This is a genomic window from bacterium (assembly GCA_004299235.1).
Taxonomy (GTDB): domain Bacteria; phylum Chloroflexota; class Dormibacteria; order Dormibacterales; family Dormibacteraceae; genus SCQL01.
In genome coordinates this window covers 152298-174963 of sequence record SCQL01000028.1, presented here as the reverse complement: position 1 = coordinate 174963, position 22666 = coordinate 152298, and the positions used below count along the sequence as shown (strand labels likewise).

The window sequence follows — 22666 nt, the reverse complement described above, 5'->3', positions numbered from 1 at the left end:
CTGCGACCGGGGTCGCTGTGACAAGCAGGGCTGCATCCATGCTCCTACGGCGAAGCGCTCCGGTGCCGTCTCTGGATGGTCTTGTCGTCAGCATCACGCCGGAATCGGCCGGCTGGACCCACGTTGGCTTCGAGGTTTACAGGCTCAACCGTCAACAGGCGATCACTCCCAACACCAACGATCGCGAACTCTGTGTGGTGATTCTGTCGGGCCAGGTCGACGTCACTTGTGATGGCAACCGATGGGGCGCCTTGGGTTCGCGCTCAAATCCTTTCGAGGGTGCTCCCGACGCGGTCTATGCGCCTCCGAAATCAGATATCAAGTTGACATCGGCCAGCATCATGTGCGAGATCGCTCTCTGTTGGGCGGAAGCGAAGCGCGGTGTCGAGCCGCAACTCCTCCGCGCGCAGGACGTCCGGACATCGAGACGCGGTTCGGACCGGACGGAGAGGATGATTCGCGACATCCTGATGGAAGATCGGTCGGCTGAGTCGCTCTTGGTTACGGAGGTGACTACTCGAGGCGGCAATTGGTCGAGCTATCCACCCCACAAACACGACACCGACGACCCGCCACGTGAGACATACCTGGAGGAGACTTACTACCATCGAACGAAGCACCCGGAAGGCTTTGGCTTCCAGCAGGTGTATACCGAGGACCGGGCCTTAGATACAACCTTGTGTGTCCGCGATGGGGACGTTGTGCTCGTACCGCGGGGATACCATCCAGTGGCGGCTGCACCCGGCTACGACCTCTACTACTTAAACGTTATGGCGGGCCCCCGTCGTCGGTGGTTGGTCACGACCGATCCACGTCACCGCTGGCAACTTGATTGAGGCCAAGATGAGCTCAAGAAATGTGAGCGTTGTCGTCACCGGGTGTGGGGCGGGCATCGGTGAAGCCACCTTGCGCTGTCTGTTGCAGGCCGGCTACTACGTGGTCGGCATTGAGCGCGAGCCCGCTCTTGGACGGCGGGCAGAGACGCTGCTCAATGACCGCGGAAGAGTCCTTATTGGAGACGTGAAGGATCGAAACCTGCTGAGCCAGGCGGCCACTCATGCGCGGAAGGCCGCCCCATTGCATGGGTGGGTCAACAATGCCGCGATCGAAGCGCTCGGAGCCCTGCATGAACTGGAGCCTCCAGGGCTGGAGGCGCAACTTGCGGTCGATTTGTTGGCATTCATTTGGGGGTCGCAGGTTGCCGTCAGGACCTTCATGGATCAAAGGTCGGCCGGCAGCATTGTTAACGTGTCGTCCGTCCATGGGCGCCGTGGGTATCCAGACTGGGCGACCTACGACATCGCTAAAGGCGGCATCGACGCGCTCACCAGGTACATTGCCGTGGAGTATGGCCCGGCCGGCATTCGTGCGAATGGAGTCGCCCCGGGCTCGGTCCGGACCCAAATGCACAAGCGTTTCGTGGACGCAACACCTGATCCGGCTGCAACCGAACATGACATGGCCGGAGTCATTCCACTGCGCCGGATCGCGGATCCTGACGAGATCGGGAAGGTCATCACGTTTCTTCTGTCGGATTCGGCCTCGTACTTGACAGGCCAGACGATCGCCGTGGATGGAGGCACGTCCGTCGCTGGGGGCGTGTTCCAACCACACGAGGATCTGCTGGCGCGGTACGCGTCGCTATCTCGCCAGCCGGCGCGCGAAGACGCGTGACCTAACTGTCAAACCACGACTGAGCTCCGACGCCAGGTTCAGGTCCTAGAGCGGCAGATCAAGCGCGTGCGGTGCGAACCCGGGCGTCGAATGATCAGGGCCGCGTTGTGAGATCGCCTCACGCACTACGCGCAGGCTTGCTGGTGAAGCCGGAAACGGTGGAGGAGGAAGGTGTCTGCAGCCTCAAGGGCTGGCAGACTGTTGACAATCGTCAGTCAGCATAGTAGGCTGGCGATCACGTTGTCCGGTGGCGACTGTCTGCGTCGAGGGTCGCCAACATCTCCGGCTTTTGGGAGGCGGAAGTTGCGGGCAAGATCAATTGCAGTGGCGTCGCTGTTGGCCATCGTCACTTTCATGTTGCCTGGTATTCCGATAGCGTCCGCATCGCAGACGATTACCGTGAATGGAAACGACACAAGCCAGACAACGTTCGACGGGATTGGGTACATAAGCGCCGGTGGCGAATCGCGGCTATTGCTTGACTACCCGGCAACACAGCAGGGGCAGATCCTGGATGTACTTTTCTGTAGTCCCGATCCGGCGAACGTCCCTGTATCCGGTTACTGCACCTCAGGTATTTATGGTGCCGCCCTGCAGCAGCTGAAGATCGAGATTGGGGGGGACTCAAACTCATCGGTCGGAGCGGAGCCAAGTTTTCTTCATTCGCAGGCTGAGTTCAACACGTTGCAGACTGCCTTCCAGTCCGGGACGCTCGCGGCCCAGCAAGCCGCATGCCACTTGACGCGTGGCTATGAGTGGTGGTTGGCGCGCGAGGCCCGCAAGCGAAATCCCCATATCAAGCTTTATGGGCTCGCCTGGTCGGCACCAGGCTACTTGGGGTCGACTTTCTGGACCAGCCAGACACAGCAGTATCTGGTCGATTTCGCCAGGTGTGCGGCGATCAACGCCGACGGAGCGATAAGCGGAACTCCACTCGACTATATCGGTGCACAAAACGAGGTGGACTACTCGAGCAGCACCTGGATTGTCAACTACAAGAATCTGTTGGTGACCCAACTCCAGGCGGCGGGCATCCCTGTGCCGAAGCTGGTCTGCTGCGACAATGCGTGGACGCCGGTCGTCACTGACATTAATTCCAACCCCAGCTTTTCCAGCGCAGTCGACGTCGTTGGCGTCCATTACCAGTACAGCCCACCGCCGCAGCCCGTGCCCCAACCCAAATGGGCGAGCGAAGATTGGGTCACCAGCCCACCTGTTTGGCCACCCGGAGTTTGGCCAGGCGCGGGCCAGCTTGCAAGGCTATTCAACCAGCACTACTTGCGCGACACAATGACCGCAACTTTGGTGGTGCCCCTCGTGGATGCCTACTACGACAATATGGCCTCATCGGATTGGGGGCCCATCCTCACCTTCAAGCCTTGGTCGGGCAACTACACCATTGAGCCAGCGATGTGGGTTACGGCGCAGTACACGCAATTCACTGAACCAGGTTGGAAGTACCTCAACGGCAGCACCTGTTATTTGGGCAGCAGTGGGCCCAGTACCTGCCTGACGAACTACAACCTTGGGAGTTATTGGAGCCTTAGAGATCCTGCCAGTTCCAACTGGAGCACGATCGTCGAAACCATCGATGCAACGGCCTCCCAGTCTATTGTCATGTGTCCTACTGGCGGACTCGCGATGCCGGCAACGCTCGGGATGGCCATGTCAAACTCGTCGGTCTCGCTCCAAGGCAGCCCCTCCACGGACATTCCGCTCGGTGCCGACAACTGCTACCACACCTCCGTCAATCCGGGCTCTGTCTACTCCTTCACAACACTTACATACCCCAACAAGGGCGAACCCACTCCGCCCACCGACACCGCGCTTGGCCTGCCCTACTTTGAGAACTTTGACGGCAGCCTGAGCAGTTCGTGCAGCCGTTCCGGGAATTACAGCCCTGGGGTTCAGCCCTGCTGGTTGCAGGACGAGGAGGGTGCCTTCGAGGTCAAGGCGAACTGCGGAAGCAACGCATATCCAGGTGGCAGTGGCGGTAAATGTTTAGAGCAAGTGGTCACCACACCGCCCATCCAGTGGCTTGGCTGTGCTGGAGTATTCTCGGATTCTATCCAGTGCGGCACAGCCTATAACCCCCACTACTGGACCCATGCTGGTCCCACCGGGGCTACGGCCTCCAGCCCTGCGTGGACCAATTACGACGTGAGCGTTTTGGTCAACGGCGAGTCTGGTTCTATTGTCAGGCTTTACGGACGGATTAGTGATCAGCGCTCTGCGGGGAACCCAAACGAATTTGTCATGCCTGCTGGATATGAGCTGGACGTCAATACCACCACCGGCGATTGGGATCTGGGCAAGCGCGTCAAACGTTCTAGCTTGGGCACCGATTACCTCGACTACGTGAGCCTTGCGTCCTGCTACGCAGCAGGCTGCGAGATACCGTTCGCCTCAAATTCCTGGCATCGACTCAAGATGCGATTGTCTGGGGCCACCTCACCAGCGATCACCGCTTGTATCGATACAACCCAGATTGCAGCCGTCACGGATACCGGCGCCTCAGGTCCAGTCTATTCGTCAGGACAAGTTGGTCTTGCCTCTCTCGGCACGCAGGCGATGTTTGACGACCTCAAAGCTGCCGTTATCTCCGGCAGTGCGTGTTCATAGCGGAGAAAGGGGTCGGGATGGTGGTGGCCGCCTGACCCACGGTTCCCCTACCGGGGCTGGACCACGGGGAGGAGGCGTCCTGGGGCACAGGATCAGGAAGCGACCGGACAAAGTGGACGGGCTGCTGTGGGAGCACGCGGCCAGCCTTGCTACTGCGAGGAGCGGGCTTCACGCCGCGACCCCGATAATCCCTCTGCATGAGGCTCGATCGAGCGCCGCTCCCCAACGCTGCTGAAGGCCCGCCCATCGGGCCCGTCTTCCCGGTCGGCGCCCAATCGAATTGACCAGCACCCTCACGCATCTGGTCGCGGCGTATGGCCTCCTCGCCATCTTCCTCACCATGGCGGGCGAGAGCGCCGGGCTTCCCATCTCGAGCGAGATCGTGGTCCCGCTGGGGGGCGCGCTGGCGTCGCAGGGCAAGCTCTCCTTTGTTCTGGTCGTGGCGGTGTCGAGTCTCGCCAACCTCGCCGGCTCGCTGATCGCCTTCTACCTCTCGCGACGATATGGCGAGCGGGTGATCCTGAGCCGGGCCGGCCGCTGGATGGGCCTGAGCAAGGGCCACCTGCGCATGGCCAATCGCTTCTTCGGCCGGTTCGGGTTGTGGGCGGTGCTTTTCGGCCGCCTGATGCCCATCGTGCGCACCTACATCTCGTTTCCCGCGGGGCTCTCGAAAATCGGTTACGCCAGGTTCGTCCTCGGCACGCTGGTGGGCGCGATTCCGTGGAACCTCGCCCTCGCCTTCGCGGGCTACAAGTTGGGCCAGCACTACGAGCAGGTCGCGCGCTACCTCGCCCCGGTCGGCGTTCCGATCGCGATCGGAGTGGTGATCCTGGTGGCCGTGGCCTGGTGGTTCGGCCGCAGGCTTGGCGAGGATGAGTCGAAGGGCTCGCTGCCGCCGCCGGCGGCCTGACGGAACGGAAGAGCTACTCGGGCGTGACCCTGGCGATCGGCTGGCCCGGCTTGACCGCGTCGCCCTCATCCAGCAGCAGCGCCTCGACCACACCGCTCACGGGCGAGGGGATCTCCGCGTTGACCTTGTCCGTGTGCACTTCCATGAGAGTTTCGCCCTCGGTCACGTGGTCGCCTGCCTTCTTGCTCCACGCGCCGACCGTGATCTCCTCGGCGCCCTGCAGGTCGGGCATGACGATCTCTCGCACCTCAACGCTCATGCGGCTATTGTGGCTCACGCGGCCCCGCGCACACCCGGCCCGCGCTCCGCTTGCCGGTCATTTCGCGGTCAGGCCATAGAGACGACGTCGAGGAGATCCTCCTCCCAGTAGTCGACGCGACCCTCGGGCATGAACAGCACGCGGCCAGGTCGCAGCGCCTCGACGAACTCCGGGTCGTGGCTGACGATGACCATGGTTCCCGGCCACGCCGCCAGCGCGCGGGCGACGCCGGCGCGCGAAGGCGGGTCGAGGTTGTTGGTCGGCTCGTCGAGCAGGAGCAGGTTGTGCCGTCCGGCCACCAGCTGCGCCAGCGCCAGCTTTGTCTTCTCGCCGCCGGAGAGCGTGCCCGCGTCCTGGCGGGCGATGTCGCCGGTGAGGCTGAACGTGCCGAGCAGCGCGCGCAGAAGCGGCTCTTCGGCATCCGACTGCTGGCGCATGTGGGCCAGCACCGGCACGCCCGCGCGAATCCCCTCGTGCTCCTGCGCGTAGTACCCGAGAGAAACGCCGTGACCGAGGCGGAAGCTGCCCGAGTTGGGCTGGCTCTGGCCCGCCAGGATGCGCAGCAGGCTCGTCTTGCCGGCGCCGTTCAGGCCCATGACCAGCAATCGCTGCCCGCGCTCGACCTCGAAGGTCACGTCGCGAAAGACGACCGGCCCGGCGTAGTTCTTGGCCAGGCTCTCGGCCGTGAGGACGACGCGCCCGCTGTGTGGCGGCTCGGGGAAGCGCATCTTGACCTTGCGCTCGCCCCGAGGCGCGACGACTCTTTCGGCCTTCAGGCGGTCGACGCGCTTGAAGATCGCCTTCGCGGTTCGCGCTCGCTTTTCGGTCTGCCGCCGCATGACCTCGGCGAGCAGGCTCAGCCGCTTGATCTCGGCCTCCTGCCGGTGCGCCAGAGATGTCAGGCGCTTCTCCTCGAGTTGCCGCGCCTGCTGGTACTGCGAATAGGTGCCGCGGTACTCGATCATCCGGCCCGAGTCCAAGTGCAGGACACGTGTGATCGCCTCGTCGAGGAGGATCAGGTCGTGGCTGACTACGATCACCGCGCCGCGGTTGTCGCGCAGGAAGTCCATGAGCCATGACTTGGCGTCGCTGTCGAGGTGGTTGGTGGGCTCGTCGAGGAGCAGCAGGTCGGCGTCGGCAAAGAGGACGCGAGCCAGCTCGATGCGGCGCCGCTCACCTCCGGACAGCACGCTGAGCGCCATGTCCACTCGGTCGGGTTTCAGGCCGAGGCCGGTGGCGATGCGCCGGGCGTCCGATTCGCTCGAATAGCCGCCATTGAGCCGGTATCGTTCCTCAGCCTCGGAAAAGAGCTCGACATTGGCGAGCGAGGGATCTGACTCCAGGCGGTGGTGATGCTCGGCAAGCTTCGCGGCGGCCTGGTCGAGGCCGCGTCCCGACAGGATGTGGGCAAGCGCGGTCGGCGCCGCGTCGGCGCGCGGCCGCGGGTTCTGGGGCACGTACCCGAGCGTGCCGCGCCGCAGAACCAATCCCAATGCTGGGTCGTCCTCGCCGGCCAGGACCTTGAGCAGGCTCGTCTTGCCCGCGCCGTTGCGTCCGACCAATCCCACCTTGTCACCGGGCGCCACGGTGAAGCTCGCATCCGTCAGGACGCGGCGCGCGGCGACGTCGATGGCGAGGTTCTTAACCTGCAGCACGCTCGCAATTGTTACCTGGACGGCCCGGCGGCGTTTGGTCACACATCACGCCGTGTCGGTATGAATTTCTCGTCAGGAGGCCGTCGAATGAAAAAAGTCCTCGTCATCCTTGCCATGCTGGTGGCGGCGGCAGCCTGCGGCGGCGCCGGCGGCACGGCCACCTCCGGCGCGGCCAGGTATTCCGGCCCCGACCAGGCGGGCGGCTCCAAGGGAGCGCCGACCAAGATCAACGGGCAGCCCGGTGGGATCACCGACATCGCCAATCCACCGACCACCGACGTCGTGCCCACGCTCCAGGGGCCCCAGGTCATCCGCCAGGCGCAGCTCGCGATCAGCGTGAAGTCGGGCACCTTCGATGCCAAGCTGGCCCAGGTGCGCGCCCTCGTCGAGCAGGAGCAGGGCTTCATCGCCGGCACCGACGCCCAGGTCAACCCCGTGACAAACGACCAGATCCGCACCGGGGTCATCACGTTCATGGTCCCCGCCGCCAAGTTCGACGAGACCATCGACCAGCTCTCGACGCTCGGCAAGGTCCAGAACGAGCACATCAGCGGCCAGGACGTCAGCGCCCAGTACGTCGACCTGCAGGCCCGCCTGGCCAATGAGGAAGCGCAGCGCAACGCCATGCTGGCGCTGCTCGCGAGGGCTCAGTCCATCTCGGACATCATCACCGTGCAGAACCAGATCGGTCAGATCACCGGCCAGATCGAGCAGCTCAAAGGCCAGATTCAGTACCTCGACCGCAACACCGCCTTCAGCACCGTCACCGTCAACTTGACCGAGGCCGGGGCACCGGTCCAGGCGCCGCCGTCCGACAGCTGGGGCTTCGCCACCGCCTTGAATGACGCCGCGCACAACTTCGTCAGCACGATCAACTATGTCGTCGCCGGGCTGGGCGCGCTCGGCCCGATCGTGATCCTGCTGGGGCTTGGCTACCTCCTCTGGCGCCGCCGCCGCTTGCCGCTGCCGCGCCACGCCTGATTTCCACCCATTCTTGACCGGTGGGCCGGGCACGCCCGGCCCGCCTGCTGTAAGCGGGCGAAATCGCCGGGGCGCTCACGTAACCTGCACCCGTAATGCCCGCGATGAGCGACCCCCCGGACGAGCCGGCGACCGGCTCGGAGGGGCAAGGGGACGTGCTGCAGCTGCCGGCGGCGTCGCTCGCCACGGACATCGCTCTCGACGAGCTAGAGCTGGTGTATGCGTTCATCCACGCGCGAGTCGGCAACCGTGCCGACGCCGAAGACCTGACCCAGCAGGTGGCCATGAAGGCGATCCCCCGGCTGCGGCAGGGGGCGCCGGCGAGCGCCATCCGGGGATATCTGTTCGCCACCGCGCGCTCGGTGCTCGGCGCGTTCTGGAGCACCCGTCTAGGGCTTTCAGAAGCGGAGCTGCACGAGGATCTGGTGATCGCGGCGCCGGTCGTGCCCGCCGCCGACGCCGGGGTCGAGGCGGTGCAGCGGATCCTGGCCCAGCTTCCCGACAACTACCGGCGCGTGCTGGAGCTGCGTTTCCTGCACGGGTATTCACTCAAGGAAGTGGCCGCCGAGATGCGTTCGACCGTCGGGGCGATCAAGGTCATGCAGCTGCGCGCCCTGCGCGCGGCAGCCAAGGTCCGGCTGCATGACTAAGGCTGAGAACCGGGTCGACCAGATCGTCTCCGATCTGCTGCACGGCCGCCGGTTGAAGCTGCGCGGGGGAGACGCCGAGGAGAAGGCGGCGATCACCGCGGCCGCCCGACTGGCGGCGGCGCGCCAGGGTCCGCAGCGCATGCGCCCGGCCTTCCGCAGGCGCCTGGCGCAGAGCCTCGGATCCGCGCCACACAACGCGTGGCTGACGCGACGCGCGGCGCTGGTGGCGGGTATCGGCCTGGCCGTGGGCGCCGCCACCGGCGGCCTGGTCAGCCGGGCGATGGAGGGGACCTCGTCGCCGCAGCGCCCCGGAGGCGCGCCCATCAGCCCGATGAACGCCCGCTGGGTGGACGTGGCCGCGCTCGAGGACCTCGTTGACGGCCAGGGCAAACGGGTGAGCGCGGGCGCAGTGAGCGCGTACCTCTTCCGCCACGGCGCCACCGTGACCGCGGTGTCCTCGATCTGCTCGCACCTTCCGTGCGAGCTGCAATGGAATAGCGGCGCCGGGCTGCTCGACTGCCCCTGCCATCCGGCGTCTTTCACCCCGAACGGCCAATCCACCTACGCCTACCCGTTGCCCGCGCTCGACACGGTCGGCGTCCGGGTCACGGCGGCGGGGCGCGTCGAAGTCCTCGGCACCGCAGAGTGACCGGCTCCGAAAGTTCGACGGAGATGCCGACTTGCCGGGCAGGACGCTGAGATGAAGATCAGGGAACACCGGACGAGGCAGCTCGCGCTCGACCGGTGCCTGCAGCTGCTCGAAGAGGCCCAGATGCGGGGGAAAGCGCGCATCGACGGGCCGCTCGGCACGTTGTTGCGCCGGCACCTGGAGCAAGCCGGCGTGATCGCGGACCATCGTCTCGAGGGCCGGCGCATCGACCGCGTCCTCGACGACATCTTCGCCCTGCAGGCCCAGCTTCTCGGTCAACTTCCAGAGGATCGGCGCCAGCACAACGGGGCCTGAGCGCCAGGGCGCCCTTGATGGTCGAAAAACCCTGCCCGGTTATGATTGGCTGCCGTTGTGACAACTTCCTTCAGCTCGTCTCAATCGTTCCTTCTGACCTCCGAATCCGTCACTGAGGGCCACCCCGACAAGGTCTGCGACCAGGTCTCCGACTCAGTGCTCGACGGCATGCTGGGGCAGGACCCCAACGCACGCGTCGCATGCGAGACCGCGATCACCAAAGGACTCTGCGTGGTCATCGGCGAGGTCACCACGCACGCCGAGCTCGATATTCAGCGCACGATCCGCGAAACGATCCGCGGTATTGGCTACAACGACGAGGAGATCGGCTTCGACGCCGACCACGCGCTCATCCAGGTCTATCTGAAGGAACAGTCCCCGGACATCGCCGCCGGCGTCGACCACTCGCTCGAGGAACGCGAAGGGACGCTCGCCGACGACCCGTTCGAGCTCCAGGGCGCTGGCGATCAGGGGATGATGATCGGCTTTGCCTGCAACGAGACGGCGGAGCTCATGCCGCTGACCATCTCCCTCGCGCACCGGCTGGCGCACCGGCTGGCGCACAAGCGCAAGGACGGATCGCTGCCCTTTCTCCTGCCGGACGGCAAGACTCAGGTCACGATCGAGTACCAGCACGGCCGCCCGAAGCGCATCGAAGCCATCGTGGTCTCCACGCACCACACTCCGGGAGTCAGCCAGCAGGACATCAGCGACGGCGTGCGCACGCTGGTCATCGATCCCGTCCTCGACGGGCTGCTCGTCGACGCCCGCACCAAGATCATGGTCAACCCCAGCGGCCACTTCCTGGTCGGCGGCCCCGCCGCGGATGCGGGCCTGACCGGTCGCAAGATCATCGTCGACACGTACGGCGGAGTCGCCAGGCACGGCGGTGGCGCGTTCAGCGGCAAGGATCCCAGCAAGGTCGACCGCTCGGCCGCCTACGCCGCGCGGCACGTGGCCAAGAACCTGGTCGCAGCCGGCCTCGCCGACCGCTGCGAGGTCCAGGTCTCGTACGCGATCGGCCGCGCGCACCCGACATCCATCGCGGTCGAGACCTTCGGCACGGGCACGGTGTCCGAAACCGAGCTGCTGCAGCTGGTGCGGCGTCACTTCGACCTGCGACCGGGTGCGATCATCGCGAACATGGACCTGCTCCGGCCCATCTACCGTCCGACCGCCGCATACGGCCACTTCGGGCGGGACGACCTTGGCGTGCCCTGGGAGCTGACCAACAAAGTCGAAGCCCTGCGCGCCGACGCCTCGGTAACGGCCCGCTCGGCCGGTTAGCGCGATCGACCTGGGTTCCGGCTGTCGTGCCTGAGGCCCCCTTCCGCCTCCGCGTACGCGACACGCTGACGGAGGGCAAGGTGCGCCTCGCGCCCCAAACCAAGGCCGGCCGCAAGGAGCTCACCCTGTATGTCTGTGGGGTGACGCCCTATGACTCCGGCCACATGGGTCATGCCTTCACGTTCTGCACGTTCGACATCCTGGTGCGCTTCGTCGAATCCCAGGGCGTTCGCGTGCGGTACGCGCAGAACGTGACCGACATCGACGATCCGCTTTTCGAGCGGGCTCGCCGTGACGGCATCGATTGGCGGATCCTCGCCGACCGCGAGGTGAAGGTGCACATGCGGGACATGGGCGCGCTCGGTTGGCGCCCGCCCGACGTGATGCCGCGCGTCTCGGACGAGATCGGCCACATCCTCGGCACCGCTTCGCGGCTGGAACAATCCGGGCATGCCTATTGCACCGACGCGCTGTACTTCGACGTCAGCCGCTACCCCGGCTACGGCGGGCTGTCACATCGCACGCGGCGATCGATGCTGCGCAAGCTGCGCGACGAGGGACTCCTGGGCACCGTCGGCCTGAACGCGAAACGCGACGCCCTCGACTTTCCGCTGTGGCGCCGTTCAAGGGCGGACGAACCGTCGTGGGAATCGAAATTCGGGCCGGGACGGCCCGGCTGGCACATCGAGTGCTCGGCCATGGCGATGCGCTACCTGGGGGATCAGATCGACATCCACGGCGGAGGTCGCGACCTCGCGTTCAGCCACCACGAGTCCGAGCGTGCGCAGTCGGAGTCCTTAACCGGCAAGGTTCCCTTCTCCCGCGCCTGGATGCACACTGGGATGGTCCGGTACGAGGGCCGGAAGATGAGCAAGTCGCTGGGCAACCTGGTGCACGTGAGCCAGGCGCTGCAGCGGGCGCCCGCGGCCGCGGTGCGACTCTATCTGGCCTCGCATCGTTACGAGCGTGATTGGGATTTCAGCTGGCAGGGTCTGGCGCGAGCCGCCCGGCTGGTCGAGCGCCTGCGCGCGCTCTTGGCGGATGAGGTTCGGGGGGCGGGCGAACCTCGTTCCGCGGTGGTGGTGGGGGCGGGCCCAGCGTTCCGGCCGCCGGCGGGGGCGGGGAAGGGGCTCGTGCGAGAGTTCACGGCGGCGCTGGCCGACGATCTCGACAGCCCGCGCGCGGTGAGGGCGCTGCGGGCGGCGGTCCGGCAGCGCGATGCGGCCGCGGCGCGGTGGATGCTCGGCATCCTGGCCGGGACCGCCTCACTGACCTAGCGCCGGGTCAGGCGACCTCCAGCGGCGCGCCGCAGTTCGGGCACTCCATGCCCGTGTCGACCTGGACCAGCGTTTCGCAGACCGGGCAGAGGATGTCTGTCATGATCGGGGTCGCCTCTGCCTCGGCTTCGGCCGCCATCTCGGCCGGCACCACGCTCAGGTCGACGGCGGGTGACCCGCAGTTGAGGCAGATGTAGCCGGGCTGCGTGATCCTGTGGTCCTGGTAGCCGCCGCTCGGGTCGAGCTCGACCTCGGCGAAAAGGGCGCGGTAAAGCCGGCCTCCGCAGCGGCGCGTACAAACCAGCAGCACCCGTTCAGCGTACGGGCTTCAGGCCACTCGCCTGCGGAGCGTGGCGGTCCCGGCGACGATGAGCAGCACCACGAACCCGGCGACCACGCCCGCGTCGAGCTGGAGCGACGGCCAGCTCAGGTCGGCGCCCTTGACCATGATGTCGCGCAGCCCGTTCACCGCGTAGGTCAGAGGCAGCACGTCGGAGATGACCTGGAGCGGCTTCGGCTCGGTCGAGACGGGGAAGAGGATGCCGGAGAGCAGGAACTGCGGCACGATCACCAGCGGGATGAATTGGACCGCCTGGAACTCGGATCGGGCGAACATGCTCAAGAAGATGCCGAGGTTGACCGCGCCGACCGCCATCACGGCTTCGACGCCGAAGATCAACAGCACGCTGCCCTGGTTGTGAACCTTGAGCACGGCGAGCGAGAAGACCAGCACCTCCGCTGACTGAATCAGGGCCAGCACCGTGAAGCCGAGCATGTAACCGAGCACGATCTCTCCCCGACGCAGCGGGCTCGCCATCAACCGTTCCAGCGTGCCCTGGGAGCGCTCGTTGAGAAAGGAGACGATGGTGATGACGAAGACCAGAAAAAAAACCACCAGGCCGATGAAAGCGGCGCCGAAGTAGTCAAGCGTGTCGAGGCCGGAGCCGCCGTACAGATAGTTGACCTGAGGTCGGAAGTGCACTCCCTGACCGGGCGCCTGCGCCGCCAGCGAGGTCATCGCCTGCTGCAGCGCCTGGAGCACCGAGGCGCTGGTCGAGGGCTGCGAGCCCTCGAGGTGCACCTGCGGCGCGACCGTGCCGTCCTGCGCCTGCCGGCTGAAGTCGGACGGGAAGACGATGTACGCGACGAGAGTCCCGTCCTTGAGCCTGGCCTCGCCCTCCGCGGACTGGATCGTGCTGGCGCGGATGACGCTGGACCGGCCGAGGGAGGCCGCGACGACACCGCCCAACGGGCCCTGGTCCTCGTTGGCGATACCGACGGCCGGCGCGGACGTCGAGCCGCGGATGAGGTAGCCGAGCAAACCGAGAATGACGATGGGCGCGACGAACAGGAGGGCCAGCGTGCGGCGGTCGCGGCGGAACTGCTGCAGCAGCCGCTTGGTGAGGGCGGCGACGCGGTGCGCGCTCATGATCGTGGGTCTCCGGCGAGCGCGAGGAAGGCATCTTCGAGGCTTTGAGCCCCGGCTTGAGCGCGGATGTCATGAGGACTGCCCTCGGCCAGCAGCCTGCCGTACTGGATGAGTCCGAGACGCTGACAGCGCTCGGCTTCGTCCATGACGTGACTCGAGACGATGATCGTCGTGCCCGAAGCCGCCATCTTGCGGAAGTCCTCCCAGAACTGGACTCGAAGCTGAGGATCGACGCCGACGGTGGGCTCGTCGAGGAGCAGCAGCTGCGGCTTGTGGACGAGCGCGCACGCCAGCGAGCATCGCTGCCTCATGCCGCCGCTGAGGGTGGCGACGACGGAGGCTCGGCGTGGATAGAGCTCGACCGTCTCGAGCGCCTCCCTGACGCCTGACTCTGCGCTGTTGATGGCGGCGAAGAACCGGACGTTCTCCTCCACGGACAGGCCGGGGTAGAGGGCGGCCTGCTGGGTCATGTAGCCGACGTGCCGGAGCAGGTCCAGGTTGGGGACGCGCCGCCCGAGGACGGTGACGGTGCCCGCGTCGGGCGCGAGCAGTCCGACGATCATGCGGATCAGCGTCGTCTTGCCGGCGCCGTTGGGGCCGAGCAGGCCGTAGATCTCGCCCTGCCTGACGCGAAGCGTGACGCCGTCCAGCGCCCTGATGGCGCCGAAGCTCTTGGCCACCCCGCTGATGTCGACGGCGTACGAATCACTCATGCGAATCACCCTCCTCTGCTTGCATCGCCCGCAGCCAGCCCTCGGCCAGCTGGGTCACGGCTTGCTCGCCGTCGACGTCGACCGTCATCACCCGCTCGATCACCGGCTTGGTCAGCAGGTGGAAGAAGACCGGCCCGATGAACGACTGCAGGGCCAGCACCGGGGACATGCGACGCAGGCGCCTCGATTCCATCTGCGCCATGACATACGTACCGAGGGAGCCGAGGATCGTGCCGAGGACCAGGCGGACCGACTCCTCGGCGTCCGCCGTCAGCGAGCTGACCTCGAACAGCAGCGCGCGCAGCATGCCGACACGGTTCTCGCCGCCGCCGTAGACGGTGCGATACACGGTGCGGGCGATCTCGGGCATCAGCACCTCGGGCGGCTCGTCCTGTCGTTCGGTCACCAACCGGCTCACCGGTTCCAGCGGCGAGTACTCCCTGATGAGGTTCGTGAACAGGGCGGGCTTGCCGGGGAAGAGGCGGTAGAGGGTGGCGCGCGACACGTCGGCGCTCGTCGCGAGGTCGTCCATCGACAGGGCGGTCAGACCGTGGGCGCCGACCATGACGAGCGCCGCCCCGAGGATGCGCTCCCGGGTTCCGGGCTCGGGCGGGACCTCGAGCGCCTCGAGCAGGGCGTCGCGCGAGTCGAACGCCCGGTAAAAGCTTGCCCGCGATACGCCGGCGGCGGCCGCGAACTCCGCCACCGTCGGCTTCCCCCCCCTGGCGAGCAGGCCGCGGGCCGGGCCGAGGATGCGCTCTCGGGCTGGGGGTGCCATCTGACACGATACTAGACAAGACGTCGCGTCGCGTCAAGTTTCGCCACGCCGTGAGACGCGCGTGTGACATTCGTCACTGCCCGCCTCCGCCGGCGCCCATAGCCTCCTGGCGAGCCGCATCCAAGCGGACCAAGGAGAGAGCGAATGAGAAAAGTGATCGTCGTGACTCTGGCGGCGATGGCCGTGTTGGCCGTCTCGGGGGGCCTTTCCGGCGGTGCCATGGCTCAGGCGGGTGGGTGGCAGATTCCAGGCGCGTCAACCGAGGTCGCGGTTTACGCCGACGGGGTCACGTTCGGCATGAACATCCACCACATCAACCTGTCGCCCAACCCGGGTGGGCTGGCCGCGGCGAAGCCGCTCTACGTCGTCGTCTTCCCGATCAATCCGCTCGGCCTCACGGACCTGGGCCCGCTGGCCGTGCGCGGCTACCACCCGCAGTGCGACCCGTGCCTCCACCCCGGCCTGCCGCTGCCGCTCGTCTATCACGACCATGTCCTCAACGGGGTGCCCGCATCCGCTCTCGGAACCAACGCGGAGGACTGGCAGGCGACGCGGCACCCGATCGCGGTCATGTACAGCCCTGGCTACATCGCCGGCCCGGGTTTCCGGCCGCTGACCACCGTCGCGGACGTCCAGGCGGGCGAGCGGACGGGGGCATTTCTGCCGCTCGACCCCGGCGCGGCAAACCCGTTCGAGCTGCCGCAGCCCGTCGTCATCACGATCCAGCTGGTCCAGATCTAGCGAAGGCGGCGCGGGCGCCATATCGACGCCCGCGCCCAATTGCTTGCGCGGGCTCAGCACGCGGCTCGAACGCCGATCCCCGAGTTTAAGATGGGCGCTTGGACGAGGCGACGATCCTGTCCGGGTGCTCCATGTTCCGGGGGTCCTCGCCCGAAGACTTCGCGCCGCTTCTGCCGTCGCTTTCGCGGCGGCGCTACGACCCGGGCCGGTACCTGTGGCGCGCGGGAGACCCGGCTGACTGGATGTACGTCGTGCTCAGCGGTGAGGTGATCGTGTCGTCGCTCGGCTCAGGTGGAGAGCGGTACGTGCTCGAGGTCTTCGTGCGTGGCGACACCATGGGGCAGCTGCCCTTCTTTGAGCAGGACCGCGTCCGTCTGTTCGACGCCAGCGCGGAACGGGAATCCGAGTGCCTGGTGGCTCCGAGGCAGGCCGTCCTCGGACTGCTCCGCACCAGGCCCGAGCTCATGATGTGCGTGCTGGCCGCCTACTCGCGGTGGATCCGGACGCGTGACATGCACGCCTCCGACGCCGCCTTCCAGAACCTTGCCGGCCGCGTGGCTTGCAAGCTGGTCGAGCTTGGGAACCGATACGGCGAGCTCTCACCAGATGGTGTGCGCATACCCATTCGTCTGACCCACGAGAAGGTCGCCAACATGCTTGGCGCGAGTCGCGAGAACGTGAGCCGCGCCCTCTCCCGCCTGGCCCGCCATGGTGAGGTCCGCCGGCAGGGCGGCGTGCTGCTCATACCGAGACTGGAAGAGCTGGCCCAGCGTTACAGCTCCTTTCAGGAGAGTCCGGGAGGATTGGCCAGCCGGGCGGCGGGCGGTTCCGCCTGAACCTGCAGGCCACGCGCCGCAGCGGGCGGCGATCGCGGATCTTCCCGATCTCCGAGTCCGAAAGACGCCAACCTCGAACCGCCTTAACGGCCTGGATTCACAACCAGGGAGGGGGACCGGTAGGTTGGCACGCGTGCGCCGTCTTGCCGCCCTGCTCATCGTGTTCGGGCTCGCGCTTCATCCCGCCAATGCGGTCGCGATGTCCTCGTGGGGCAGCCCCGAGTACGGCGATCCTCCCGGCTGGTGCACGAAGTTCTCCGACATGTGGGTGGCGACCGTCCAGACCAATGACCCGCTCGTCGGTACCAACCCGGAGCAGGACACGTTTTACGGCTTCCACCGCAACCCCGGGTACGACGACTGGTACGGCTTCTTCTATGGCGACTTCCGCGGCCGTCCGGGGGACTCGTCAGGTTGGATCAACCTGCTTCACGAGACGTACCCGCATCACTACCACTGGAACTTTGCCGACAACGGCTGGGCCGTCCACGGCCACGTCAAGGAGTACATCGCGTACTACAACTGGACCTTTGGCGGGCAGTGTGGCCTGGGCGGTCACGCCGGCGTCTCGCCGCCGCCGTTCATGGCCGACCAGTACGGGTACCCCGTCGTCGACATCTATGTCGATGCCGTGCCGCCGTTTGCGCCACAGCCCTACGTGAGCGGCGTCGCCGCCGGCTCGGTTGCGTTCACGTGGGACCCGGTCGCGGACCGAGGCGATGGGGTGGGCCAGGATTACTTCGTGTCGGGGATGGATCACTACGTGTCGTGGCTGACCCTCAACGGCGCGCCGCACCGGTTGCAGCCAGGGTCGACCGCCGCGCCGCGAACGCTCACGCTGACGGGCATGGGCCCACAGGACACGGCCTGCGTTCACGTCCAGGCCGTGGATCGGGTGGGGAACGCCACCGCCGAACAGGTGGCCTGCGCGGCGCCGCTGCCGCCGCCGCCGATGCCGGCCTGGGCTCCGCTGAAGAGCGCGGTCGCGGCCAACCCTGTCGCGCCGGGCCTGGTCGGCCTCGACTCGTGGCTCTGGCTGACGCCGGCCCCGGCCGCGATCACGGTCGGCGAGTCCTATCGAGGGGTCGACTACGCCGTGACCGCGACGCCAGTCGCCGCGGATTGGGATTTCGGTGATGGGGCCGCCGCGCACTACCAGGGCGCATCGGGCTTCGGCGCCGCCTACCCGCAGCCGCCGTCGGTCACGCACCTCTACGAGGCGCACAGCCAGGCCGGCTATCTGGTGCATGCCTCCGTGCGGTACGCGGTGAGCTGGACGGCGATCGTCGGGGGTCGGTCCTTCGGTCCCTACCCGCTGGGGGCCGTGATGCTGGCGGCGCAGCCGCTCACGTACCCCGTCGAGCAGGCCCAGCCGGAGCTCATCGAGATCTGAGGCTATGACCCCGACCAACCGGAGAGGCTCTCGATCGACACGGCGACCACCGGGCCCGCGGGACGGGCCTGCCGGTACTGCCGGTAGCGCCTGGCGAGCAGGTCGATTGCCTGCTCTGCCTCCGCGGGGTCGGTGACGACGCGAGCCGTGCCGTCGATCCGCGCCCACCACAGCTTTGCCCAGTCGTCCTCGTAGTGGTCGGCGATCAGGGCCACCGCGGGGTTGCTGGCGATATTCCTCAGGCGCTTGAGGTCCGCCGTCCGCTTCGGCTTGTCGTCGACCGCGAAGTAAAGGATGTCGCCTTCGAGCGCAAAGCAGACCGGCACGATGTGCGGCCGTCCATTCGGGTCGACAGTCGCCAACCTGGCCACCGGGGCGTCCTCAAAAAGGCGCCGCATCCCGACCGTCTCCATGTCACGAAGTCTGGAGCCTGGCGTGGACGCGCGCACGGGCGTTGGGGCTATCGTTGACCCGTGCAAAGGCTCCGCACGTATACGGTCGAAGAGGCGAACAAGGAACTGCCTCGCGTGCGCAGGATCGTGGCCCAGATCGCGGAGCTCTCAGCGCTGCTGCCTGAGCTCGAGGACCAGGCGCGCATCGCCGAGTACGAATCGAAGCGAGCCGCCGCCAGCGCCGAGGATCGCGATCGGCACCAGCAGGCCCGCGATGCGGTGGGGGGCGCCGAGCTCGAGCTGCTGAAGGCGGTCGCCAGCCTCAACGGGCTGGGCATCCAGCTCAAGGGCCCGCTCGAGGGTCTGATCGATTTTCCTTCCTATCGCGACGGTGAGCTCGTGGAGCTGTGCTGGAAATTAGGAGAAGAGCGGGTCGAGCACTGGCACCGCGTCGGCGAAGGCTTCGCCGGCCGGAGGCGGCTCTAGTGCACCGACCCAGAAATACCTTGCGGGTTGCAGCGCCCCTGCGGGGCGGTGCAATTTCGGCTGCGCCGAAACTCATCCCCCAGAGCGGCCCATCTGTGTCGTTGTCGGCTCCGCTCCTCGCTCACGCACGGCAAGTGCACTCGCTCCGGTGCTCGCCGACGCCTAGCATCTGGACCGCTCTGGTGGCGATCCCACAACGTATTTCCGGGACAGTGCACTAGCGCTCTTTCCGGACCGGTCCTTGGACCGCCTCGTAGACGGCCCTGGCGATGCCGGCGGCGTCGAGACCGTTCTCCTTCAGGATGTCCGGCGCCTTGCCCTGGGGGAGGAATCGGTCGGGTAGGGCCAGCATCCGGACCCGGCCCGCCAGCCCGTGCGGCGCCAGCGCCTCGAGCACCGCGCCGCCGAAGCCTCCCGTGCCGACGTTGTCCTCCACCGTCACCACGAGCGGGTGGCTGCGAGCCCACTCGGTGAGCCGGGGATCGACCGGCTTCACCCAGCGTGCGTTGACCACCCCGCAGGAGATGTTCTGCATCTCCAGGCGCTCGGCCGCCTCCGCCGCCACCTCGACCATGCGCCCGACCGCGAAGATGACCGCGTCCGATCCCTTGCGCAGCTCCTCCCAGCGTCCGACCGGGAGGGGTTCGACGGGCAGGTCGGGGGTCGAGGGCACCGGGCCTTTGGGGTAGCGGATGGCCACCGGGCCGTCGGTGCTGAGCGCGGTCTCGAGCAGCGCGCACAGCTCGGTGGCATCGGCCGGCGCGGCGATCTTCAAGTTGGGTATGAGCCGCAGATAGGAGAGGTCGAAGATCCCGTGATGCGACGAACCATCGGGGCCGGTGACGCCGGCGCGGTCGATGACGAAGACCACGGGCAGCTTGTGGAGCGCCACGTCCATGAGCGTCTGGTCGAACGCGCGGGCGAGAAAGGTCGAATAGATGCAGATGACCGGGTGCATGCCCGCCATCGCGAGCCCGGCCGCGAACGTGACCGCGTGCTGCTCGCAGATGCCGACGTCGAAGAACCGGTCCGGAAACTCTTTGGCGAAGTTCAGAAGACCTGTCGATGACCCCATCGCCGCGGTGATCGCGCACACCTCCGGCCGCCGCGCGGCGGCGGTCATCAGGGCCTCGCCGAAAACGTCGGTATAGGTGAGCTCGGTCCGGCGTGGCCGCCCGGTCAGCGGGTCGAACGCGCCCACCCCGTGCAGCTTGTCGATCTCGTCCTCGACCGCCGGCCCGTACCCGTGCCCCTTCTCGGTGACCACGTGCACGATCACCGGCTCTCGCAGCCGCTTGGCGCGAGAGAGCACCTCTTCAAGCGCCGGCTCGTCGTGGCCGTCGACCAATCCGGCGTACTTGATGCCGAGGGTCTCGAAGATGGTCGAGGGCTGGAGCAGCTGTTTGAGGCCTTCCTTGACACGGTAGGCGGCCTGGTCGGCGGTGGAACCGACCCGGGGAAGGTCGCGCAAGAGTCGCGAGATCTCCTCTTTGACGCGCTCGTAGCGAGGGTCGATGCGCAGCGAGGACAGGTGGTGGGCCAGCCCGCCGACGGTCGGCGCATATGAGCGCCCGTTGTCGTTGATGACGATGATCAGGTTCGACGGCTGCAGGTGCGCGATCTGGTTGAGCGCCTCGTATGCCATGCCACCGGTGAGCGCACCGTCGCCGATGACCGCGACCACCCGGCCGTCAATGTGCTTTCGCAGCCGCGCCTCCGCGATGCCCAGCGCGTAGCTGAGGGAGGTCGAGGCGTGGCTGTTTTCGACCAGGTCGTGCTCCGATTCCCGGCGCGACGGGTACCCGGAGAGACCACCTGCCTGCCGGAGCCGCTCGAAGTCCTTCGCCCGCCCGGTGACGATCTTGTGGACGTACGCCTGGTGGCCGGTGTCCCACACGATCGCGTCCTTGGGGCTGTCGAACACCCGGTGCAGCGCAAACGTCAGCTCCACCACGCCCAGGTTCGGTGACAGATGGCCGCCCGTCTTCGAAGTCTGCTCGACCAGGAAGGCGCGCACCTCATCAGCCAGCTCCGCCAGACGCGCTTGATCGAGGGCTCGGAGGTCTGCGGGCGAACCGATGGTCTCGAGGATGCCCATCTGTCTGTGATTAACGCTCAGCGCCCGCCATGAGTTCCGCGAGCTCGATGCACAGCCGCGTGCCGGCCCCGCTCGGGCCGCGAAGCACCGTCGTCAGCTCGGTGTTCGTGTTCCAGCTCGACGCCGCGATGTCGAGATGCGTCCACGGCTTGCCGCCGGCGAACTCACCGATGAACATGCCTCCCAGTATGGTCCCGGCCTCGCCGTACTCGGAGTTGCGGAGGTCGGCGATCTGGCTGCGAAGCAGGATCCGGTAGTCGGGGTAGACAGGCAGCCGCCAGACGCGATCCCCGGCCTCATGCGAGGCCCGGTCGACCAGGTTCCAGAAGACGTCGTCGTTGCTGACCGCCGCGGTGGCGCCGTGGCCGATGGCGACGGTGGCGGCGCCGGTCAGCGTGGCCAGGTCGAGGATGTGGGTCGCGCCGTTGCGCAACGCGTGCGTCAGGGCGTCCGCGAGGACCAGGCGGCCCTCGGCATCGGTGTTGAGGATTTCCACGGTCTTTCCGTCCGCGCTCACCAGCACGTCACCGGGCCTCTGTGCGGCCGGCCCGGGCATGTTCTCACTCGCGGCGACGACCGCCATGACGTCGAGCGGCAGTTTTCGCGAGGCGATCACGTCGATCGCCGCGAGCACCGCGGCCGCGCCCGCCATGTCTGCCTTCATCTGGCTCATGTGCTCCGGGTTCTTGAGCGAGATGCCGCCTGTGTCGAAGGTGATGCCCTTGCCGACGAGCGCGAGCACGGCGTTCCCCGCCTGGGCGGGGAGGACGTGCAGCTGGTTGCCGCGGTGGCGCAGCCGGATCAAGCGCGGTGGCTTGGCCGAGCCTGACGCGACTCCGAGCAGGAGGTTGTAGCCACCGGTGCGCAGCTCCTCCGGGCCGAGCACCTCGACCTCGAGCCCGTGGCGCTGGGCGATCCGCATCGCCTCCTGGGCCAGGGCCTCCGGGGTCAGCTCGTTGGGCGGGGCGTTCTGCCACTCGCGGGCGCGGTTGGTCGCCTCGCCGTTCTCTTGCGCCGCCACCACCTCGTGCTCACGACCCTGACCGAAGCCGGTCAGCACCAGCTGTTCGATCTCGCGCCGCTCGGGCTGCGCGCCGGTCATGCGCGAGCGCCGCTCGAAGGTGCCCATCACACAGCCTTCGACCGTGGCCTTCAGGCTGTCCATCAGCAGAGGCTCGGAACGCACAAGCGCCAGCTGCCTGTAGCCGTACGTGCGCGCGGCGCGGACCAGTTCGTGATGGGCCGAGCGAAGGCGTTGCCCGTCGAGGTCGTGGGCGGCGCCGACGCCGTACAGGATCACACGGCGCGCCGCGATCCGCCCGTGGGTGGGTACCGGCAGGACCTCGTGGATGCGGCCCTTGAACTCGGCGCTCGCCAGCATCTCGGACAGCACCCCGCCCATCGCGCGGTCGAGCTCGAGGGCGGCCGCCGAAAGGCGCTGCCCGGTGGCAACGGCTACGGCCAGGCCGTCGACCGCAATCTCCGCGGCGGGCGTGGCGACCAGGCTGATCCTCACGAAGG

The 22666-nt window shown here is 67.0% G+C and carries 23 protein-coding genes; 14 read left to right on the top strand and 9 right to left on the bottom strand.

Going from position 1 to position 22666, the window contains the following annotated elements:
- Positions 1–38 precede the first annotated feature (38 nt).
- The 4 genes from iolB (at position 39) to EPN29_09220 (ending at position 5206) form a co-directional block, all read left to right on the top strand.
- The gene (gene iolB / locus EPN29_09235) at positions 39–836 is read left to right on the top strand and encodes a 5-deoxy-glucuronate isomerase (GenBank protein ID TAN32347.1); all 798 of its coding nucleotides are present in this window, start codon (positions 39–41) and stop codon (positions 834–836) included.
- Entirely contained in the window at positions 829–1674 is an 846-nt protein-coding gene (locus tag EPN29_09230) for an SDR family oxidoreductase (protein TAN32346.1), read from the top strand. Before iolB ends, EPN29_09230 begins: the two co-directional genes overlap by 8 nt.
- Before the next feature lie 324 nt (positions 1675–1998).
- The gene (locus tag EPN29_09225; protein ID TAN32345.1) at positions 1999–4296 is read left to right on the top strand and encodes a hypothetical protein; all 2298 of its coding nucleotides are present in this window, start codon (positions 1999–2001) and stop codon (positions 4294–4296) included.
- 280 nt (positions 4297–4576) lie between these two features.
- Complete coding sequence (locus EPN29_09220; GenBank protein ID TAN32344.1) at positions 4577–5206, top strand: DedA family protein; 630 nt, start codon at positions 4577–4579, stop codon at positions 5204–5206.
- Positions 5207–5219: 13 nt separating this feature from the next.
- Here the strand turns inward: EPN29_09220 and EPN29_09215 are convergent, their stop codons facing one another.
- A complete protein-coding gene (locus EPN29_09215) occupies positions 5220–5465 on the bottom strand; it encodes a biotin/lipoyl-binding protein (protein ID TAN32343.1) in 246 nt (81 codons plus the stop codon).
- Positions 5466–5533: 68 nt separating this feature from the next.
- Positions 5534–7162: an ABC-F family ATP-binding cassette domain-containing protein gene (locus EPN29_09210; GenBank protein ID TAN32342.1), complete on the bottom strand. Its 1629-nt coding sequence runs from the start codon at positions 7160–7162 to the stop codon at positions 5534–5536.
- Positions 7163–7180: 18 nt separating this feature from the next.
- On the opposite strand from EPN29_09210, the gene EPN29_09205 reads away from it, so the two are divergent.
- From EPN29_09205 to EPN29_09180, 6 genes are all read left to right on the top strand, one after another.
- The gene (locus EPN29_09205; protein TAN32341.1) at positions 7181–8101 is read left to right on the top strand and encodes a DUF4349 domain-containing protein; all 921 of its coding nucleotides are present in this window, start codon (positions 7181–7183) and stop codon (positions 8099–8101) included.
- A gap of 104 nt (positions 8102–8205) precedes the next feature.
- Positions 8206–8751: a sigma-70 family RNA polymerase sigma factor gene (locus EPN29_09200; protein TAN32340.1), complete on the top strand. Its 546-nt coding sequence runs from the start codon at positions 8206–8208 to the stop codon at positions 8749–8751.
- Positions 8744–9400: a Rieske (2Fe-2S) protein gene (locus EPN29_09195; protein ID TAN32339.1), complete on the top strand. Its 657-nt coding sequence runs from the start codon at positions 8744–8746 to the stop codon at positions 9398–9400. Before EPN29_09200 ends, EPN29_09195 begins: the two co-directional genes overlap by 8 nt.
- 51 nt (positions 9401–9451) lie before the next feature.
- A complete protein-coding gene (locus tag EPN29_09190; GenBank protein ID TAN32338.1) occupies positions 9452–9715 on the top strand; it encodes a hypothetical protein in 264 nt (87 codons plus the stop codon).
- A gap of 57 nt (positions 9716–9772) precedes the next feature.
- Positions 9773–11002, top strand: a complete 1230-nt coding sequence (locus tag EPN29_09185) for a methionine adenosyltransferase (protein ID TAN32337.1) — start codon at positions 9773–9775, stop codon at positions 11000–11002.
- A 26-nt stretch (positions 11003–11028) separates the two neighbouring features.
- Positions 11029–12279 (top strand): cysteine--tRNA ligase, encoded by a 1251-nt coding sequence (locus EPN29_09180; protein ID TAN32336.1) that lies wholly within the window; start codon positions 11029–11031, stop codon positions 12277–12279.
- Between the two features lie 7 nt (positions 12280–12286).
- On the opposite strand, the gene EPN29_09175 is transcribed toward EPN29_09180, so the two are convergent.
- From EPN29_09175 to EPN29_09160, 4 genes are read right to left on the bottom strand one after another with little or no spacing between them, the layout of a single operon-like run.
- The gene (locus EPN29_09175; protein ID TAN32335.1) at positions 12287–12589 is read right to left on the bottom strand and encodes a hypothetical protein; all 303 of its coding nucleotides are present in this window, start codon (positions 12587–12589) and stop codon (positions 12287–12289) included.
- An 18-nt stretch (positions 12590–12607) separates the two neighbouring features.
- A complete protein-coding gene (locus EPN29_09170) occupies positions 12608–13708 on the bottom strand; it encodes an ABC transporter permease (protein TAN32334.1) in 1101 nt (366 codons plus the stop codon).
- Entirely contained in the window at positions 13705–14421 is a 717-nt protein-coding gene (locus tag EPN29_09165) for an ABC transporter ATP-binding protein (protein ID TAN32333.1), read from the bottom strand. Before EPN29_09165 ends, EPN29_09170 begins: the two co-directional genes overlap by 4 nt.
- Positions 14414–15199 (bottom strand): TetR/AcrR family transcriptional regulator, encoded by a 786-nt coding sequence (locus tag EPN29_09160; protein TAN32332.1) that lies wholly within the window; start codon positions 15197–15199, stop codon positions 14414–14416. The genes EPN29_09165 and EPN29_09160 overlap by 8 nt, the downstream gene beginning before the upstream one ends.
- A 144-nt stretch (positions 15200–15343) precedes the next feature.
- Between EPN29_09160 and EPN29_09155 the strand changes: the two genes are divergently transcribed.
- From EPN29_09155 to EPN29_09145, 3 genes are all read left to right on the top strand, one after another.
- Entirely contained in the window at positions 15344–15940 is a 597-nt protein-coding gene (locus tag EPN29_09155) for a hypothetical protein (GenBank protein TAN32331.1), read from the top strand.
- Between the two features lie 98 nt (positions 15941–16038).
- Entirely contained in the window at positions 16039–16776 is a 738-nt protein-coding gene (locus tag EPN29_09150) for a Crp/Fnr family transcriptional regulator (GenBank protein ID TAN32330.1), read from the top strand.
- A gap of 133 nt (positions 16777–16909) precedes the next feature.
- Positions 16910–18169, top strand: coding sequence for a hypothetical protein (locus EPN29_09145; protein ID TAN32329.1), 1260 nt, complete (start codon positions 16910–16912; stop codon positions 18167–18169).
- 2 nt (positions 18170–18171) lie between these two features.
- On the opposite strand, the gene EPN29_09140 is transcribed toward EPN29_09145, so the two are convergent.
- A complete protein-coding gene (locus EPN29_09140) occupies positions 18172–18582 on the bottom strand; it encodes a TIGR03668 family PPOX class F420-dependent oxidoreductase (GenBank protein TAN32328.1) in 411 nt (136 codons plus the stop codon).
- 60 nt (positions 18583–18642) lie between these two features.
- Here EPN29_09140 and EPN29_09135 point away from each other — a divergent pair, with 60 nt between their 5' ends.
- On the top strand, positions 18643–19047 hold the full coding sequence (locus tag EPN29_09135; protein TAN32327.1) for a DUF2203 family protein: 405 nt from the start codon (positions 18643–18645) through the stop codon (positions 19045–19047).
- Between the two features lie 217 nt (positions 19048–19264).
- Here EPN29_09135 and dxs read toward each other — a convergent pair whose 3' ends face one another.
- Both dxs and EPN29_09125 read right to left on the bottom strand, forming a co-directional pair.
- Positions 19265–21145 (bottom strand): 1-deoxy-D-xylulose-5-phosphate synthase, encoded by a 1881-nt coding sequence (gene dxs, locus EPN29_09130; protein TAN32326.1) that lies wholly within the window; start codon positions 21143–21145, stop codon positions 19265–19267.
- A gap of 10 nt (positions 21146–21155) precedes the next feature.
- Entirely contained in the window at positions 21156–22661 is a 1506-nt protein-coding gene (locus EPN29_09125) for a leucyl aminopeptidase (GenBank protein ID TAN32325.1), read from the bottom strand.
- Positions 22662–22666: the final 5 nt, after the last annotated feature.

Coding starts and splice junctions, on each gene's coding strand:
- EPN29_09140 (TAN32328.1), bottom strand. CDS start 18,582: ATGGAGACGGTCGGGATGCGGCGCCTTTTTGAGGACGCCCCGGTGGCC.
- EPN29_09215 (TAN32343.1), bottom strand. CDS start 5,465: ATGAGCGTTGAGGTGCGAGAGATCGTCATGCCCGACCTGCAGGGCGCC.
- EPN29_09165 (TAN32333.1), bottom strand. CDS start 14,421: ATGAGTGATTCGTACGCCGTCGACATCAGCGGGGTGGCCAAGAGCTTC.
- EPN29_09195 (TAN32339.1), top strand. CDS start 8,744: ATGACTAAGGCTGAGAACCGGGTCGACCAGATCGTCTCCGATCTGCTG.
- iolB (TAN32347.1), top strand. CDS start 39: ATGCTCCTACGGCGAAGCGCTCCGGTGCCGTCTCTGGATGGTCTTGTC.
- EPN29_09170 (TAN32334.1), bottom strand. CDS start 13,708: ATGAGCGCGCACCGCGTCGCCGCCCTCACCAAGCGGCTGCTGCAGCAG.
- EPN29_09205 (TAN32341.1), top strand. CDS start 7,181: ATGAATTTCTCGTCAGGAGGCCGTCGAATGAAAAAAGTCCTCGTCATC.
- EPN29_09190 (TAN32338.1), top strand. CDS start 9,452: ATGAAGATCAGGGAACACCGGACGAGGCAGCTCGCGCTCGACCGGTGC.
- EPN29_09155 (TAN32331.1), top strand. CDS start 15,344: ATGAGAAAAGTGATCGTCGTGACTCTGGCGGCGATGGCCGTGTTGGCC.
- dxs (TAN32326.1), bottom strand. CDS start 21,145: ATGGGCATCCTCGAGACCATCGGTTCGCCCGCAGACCTCCGAGCCCTC.
- EPN29_09200 (TAN32340.1), top strand. CDS start 8,206: ATGAGCGACCCCCCGGACGAGCCGGCGACCGGCTCGGAGGGGCAAGGG.
- EPN29_09160 (TAN32332.1), bottom strand. CDS start 15,199: ATGGCACCCCCAGCCCGAGAGCGCATCCTCGGCCCGGCCCGCGGCCTG.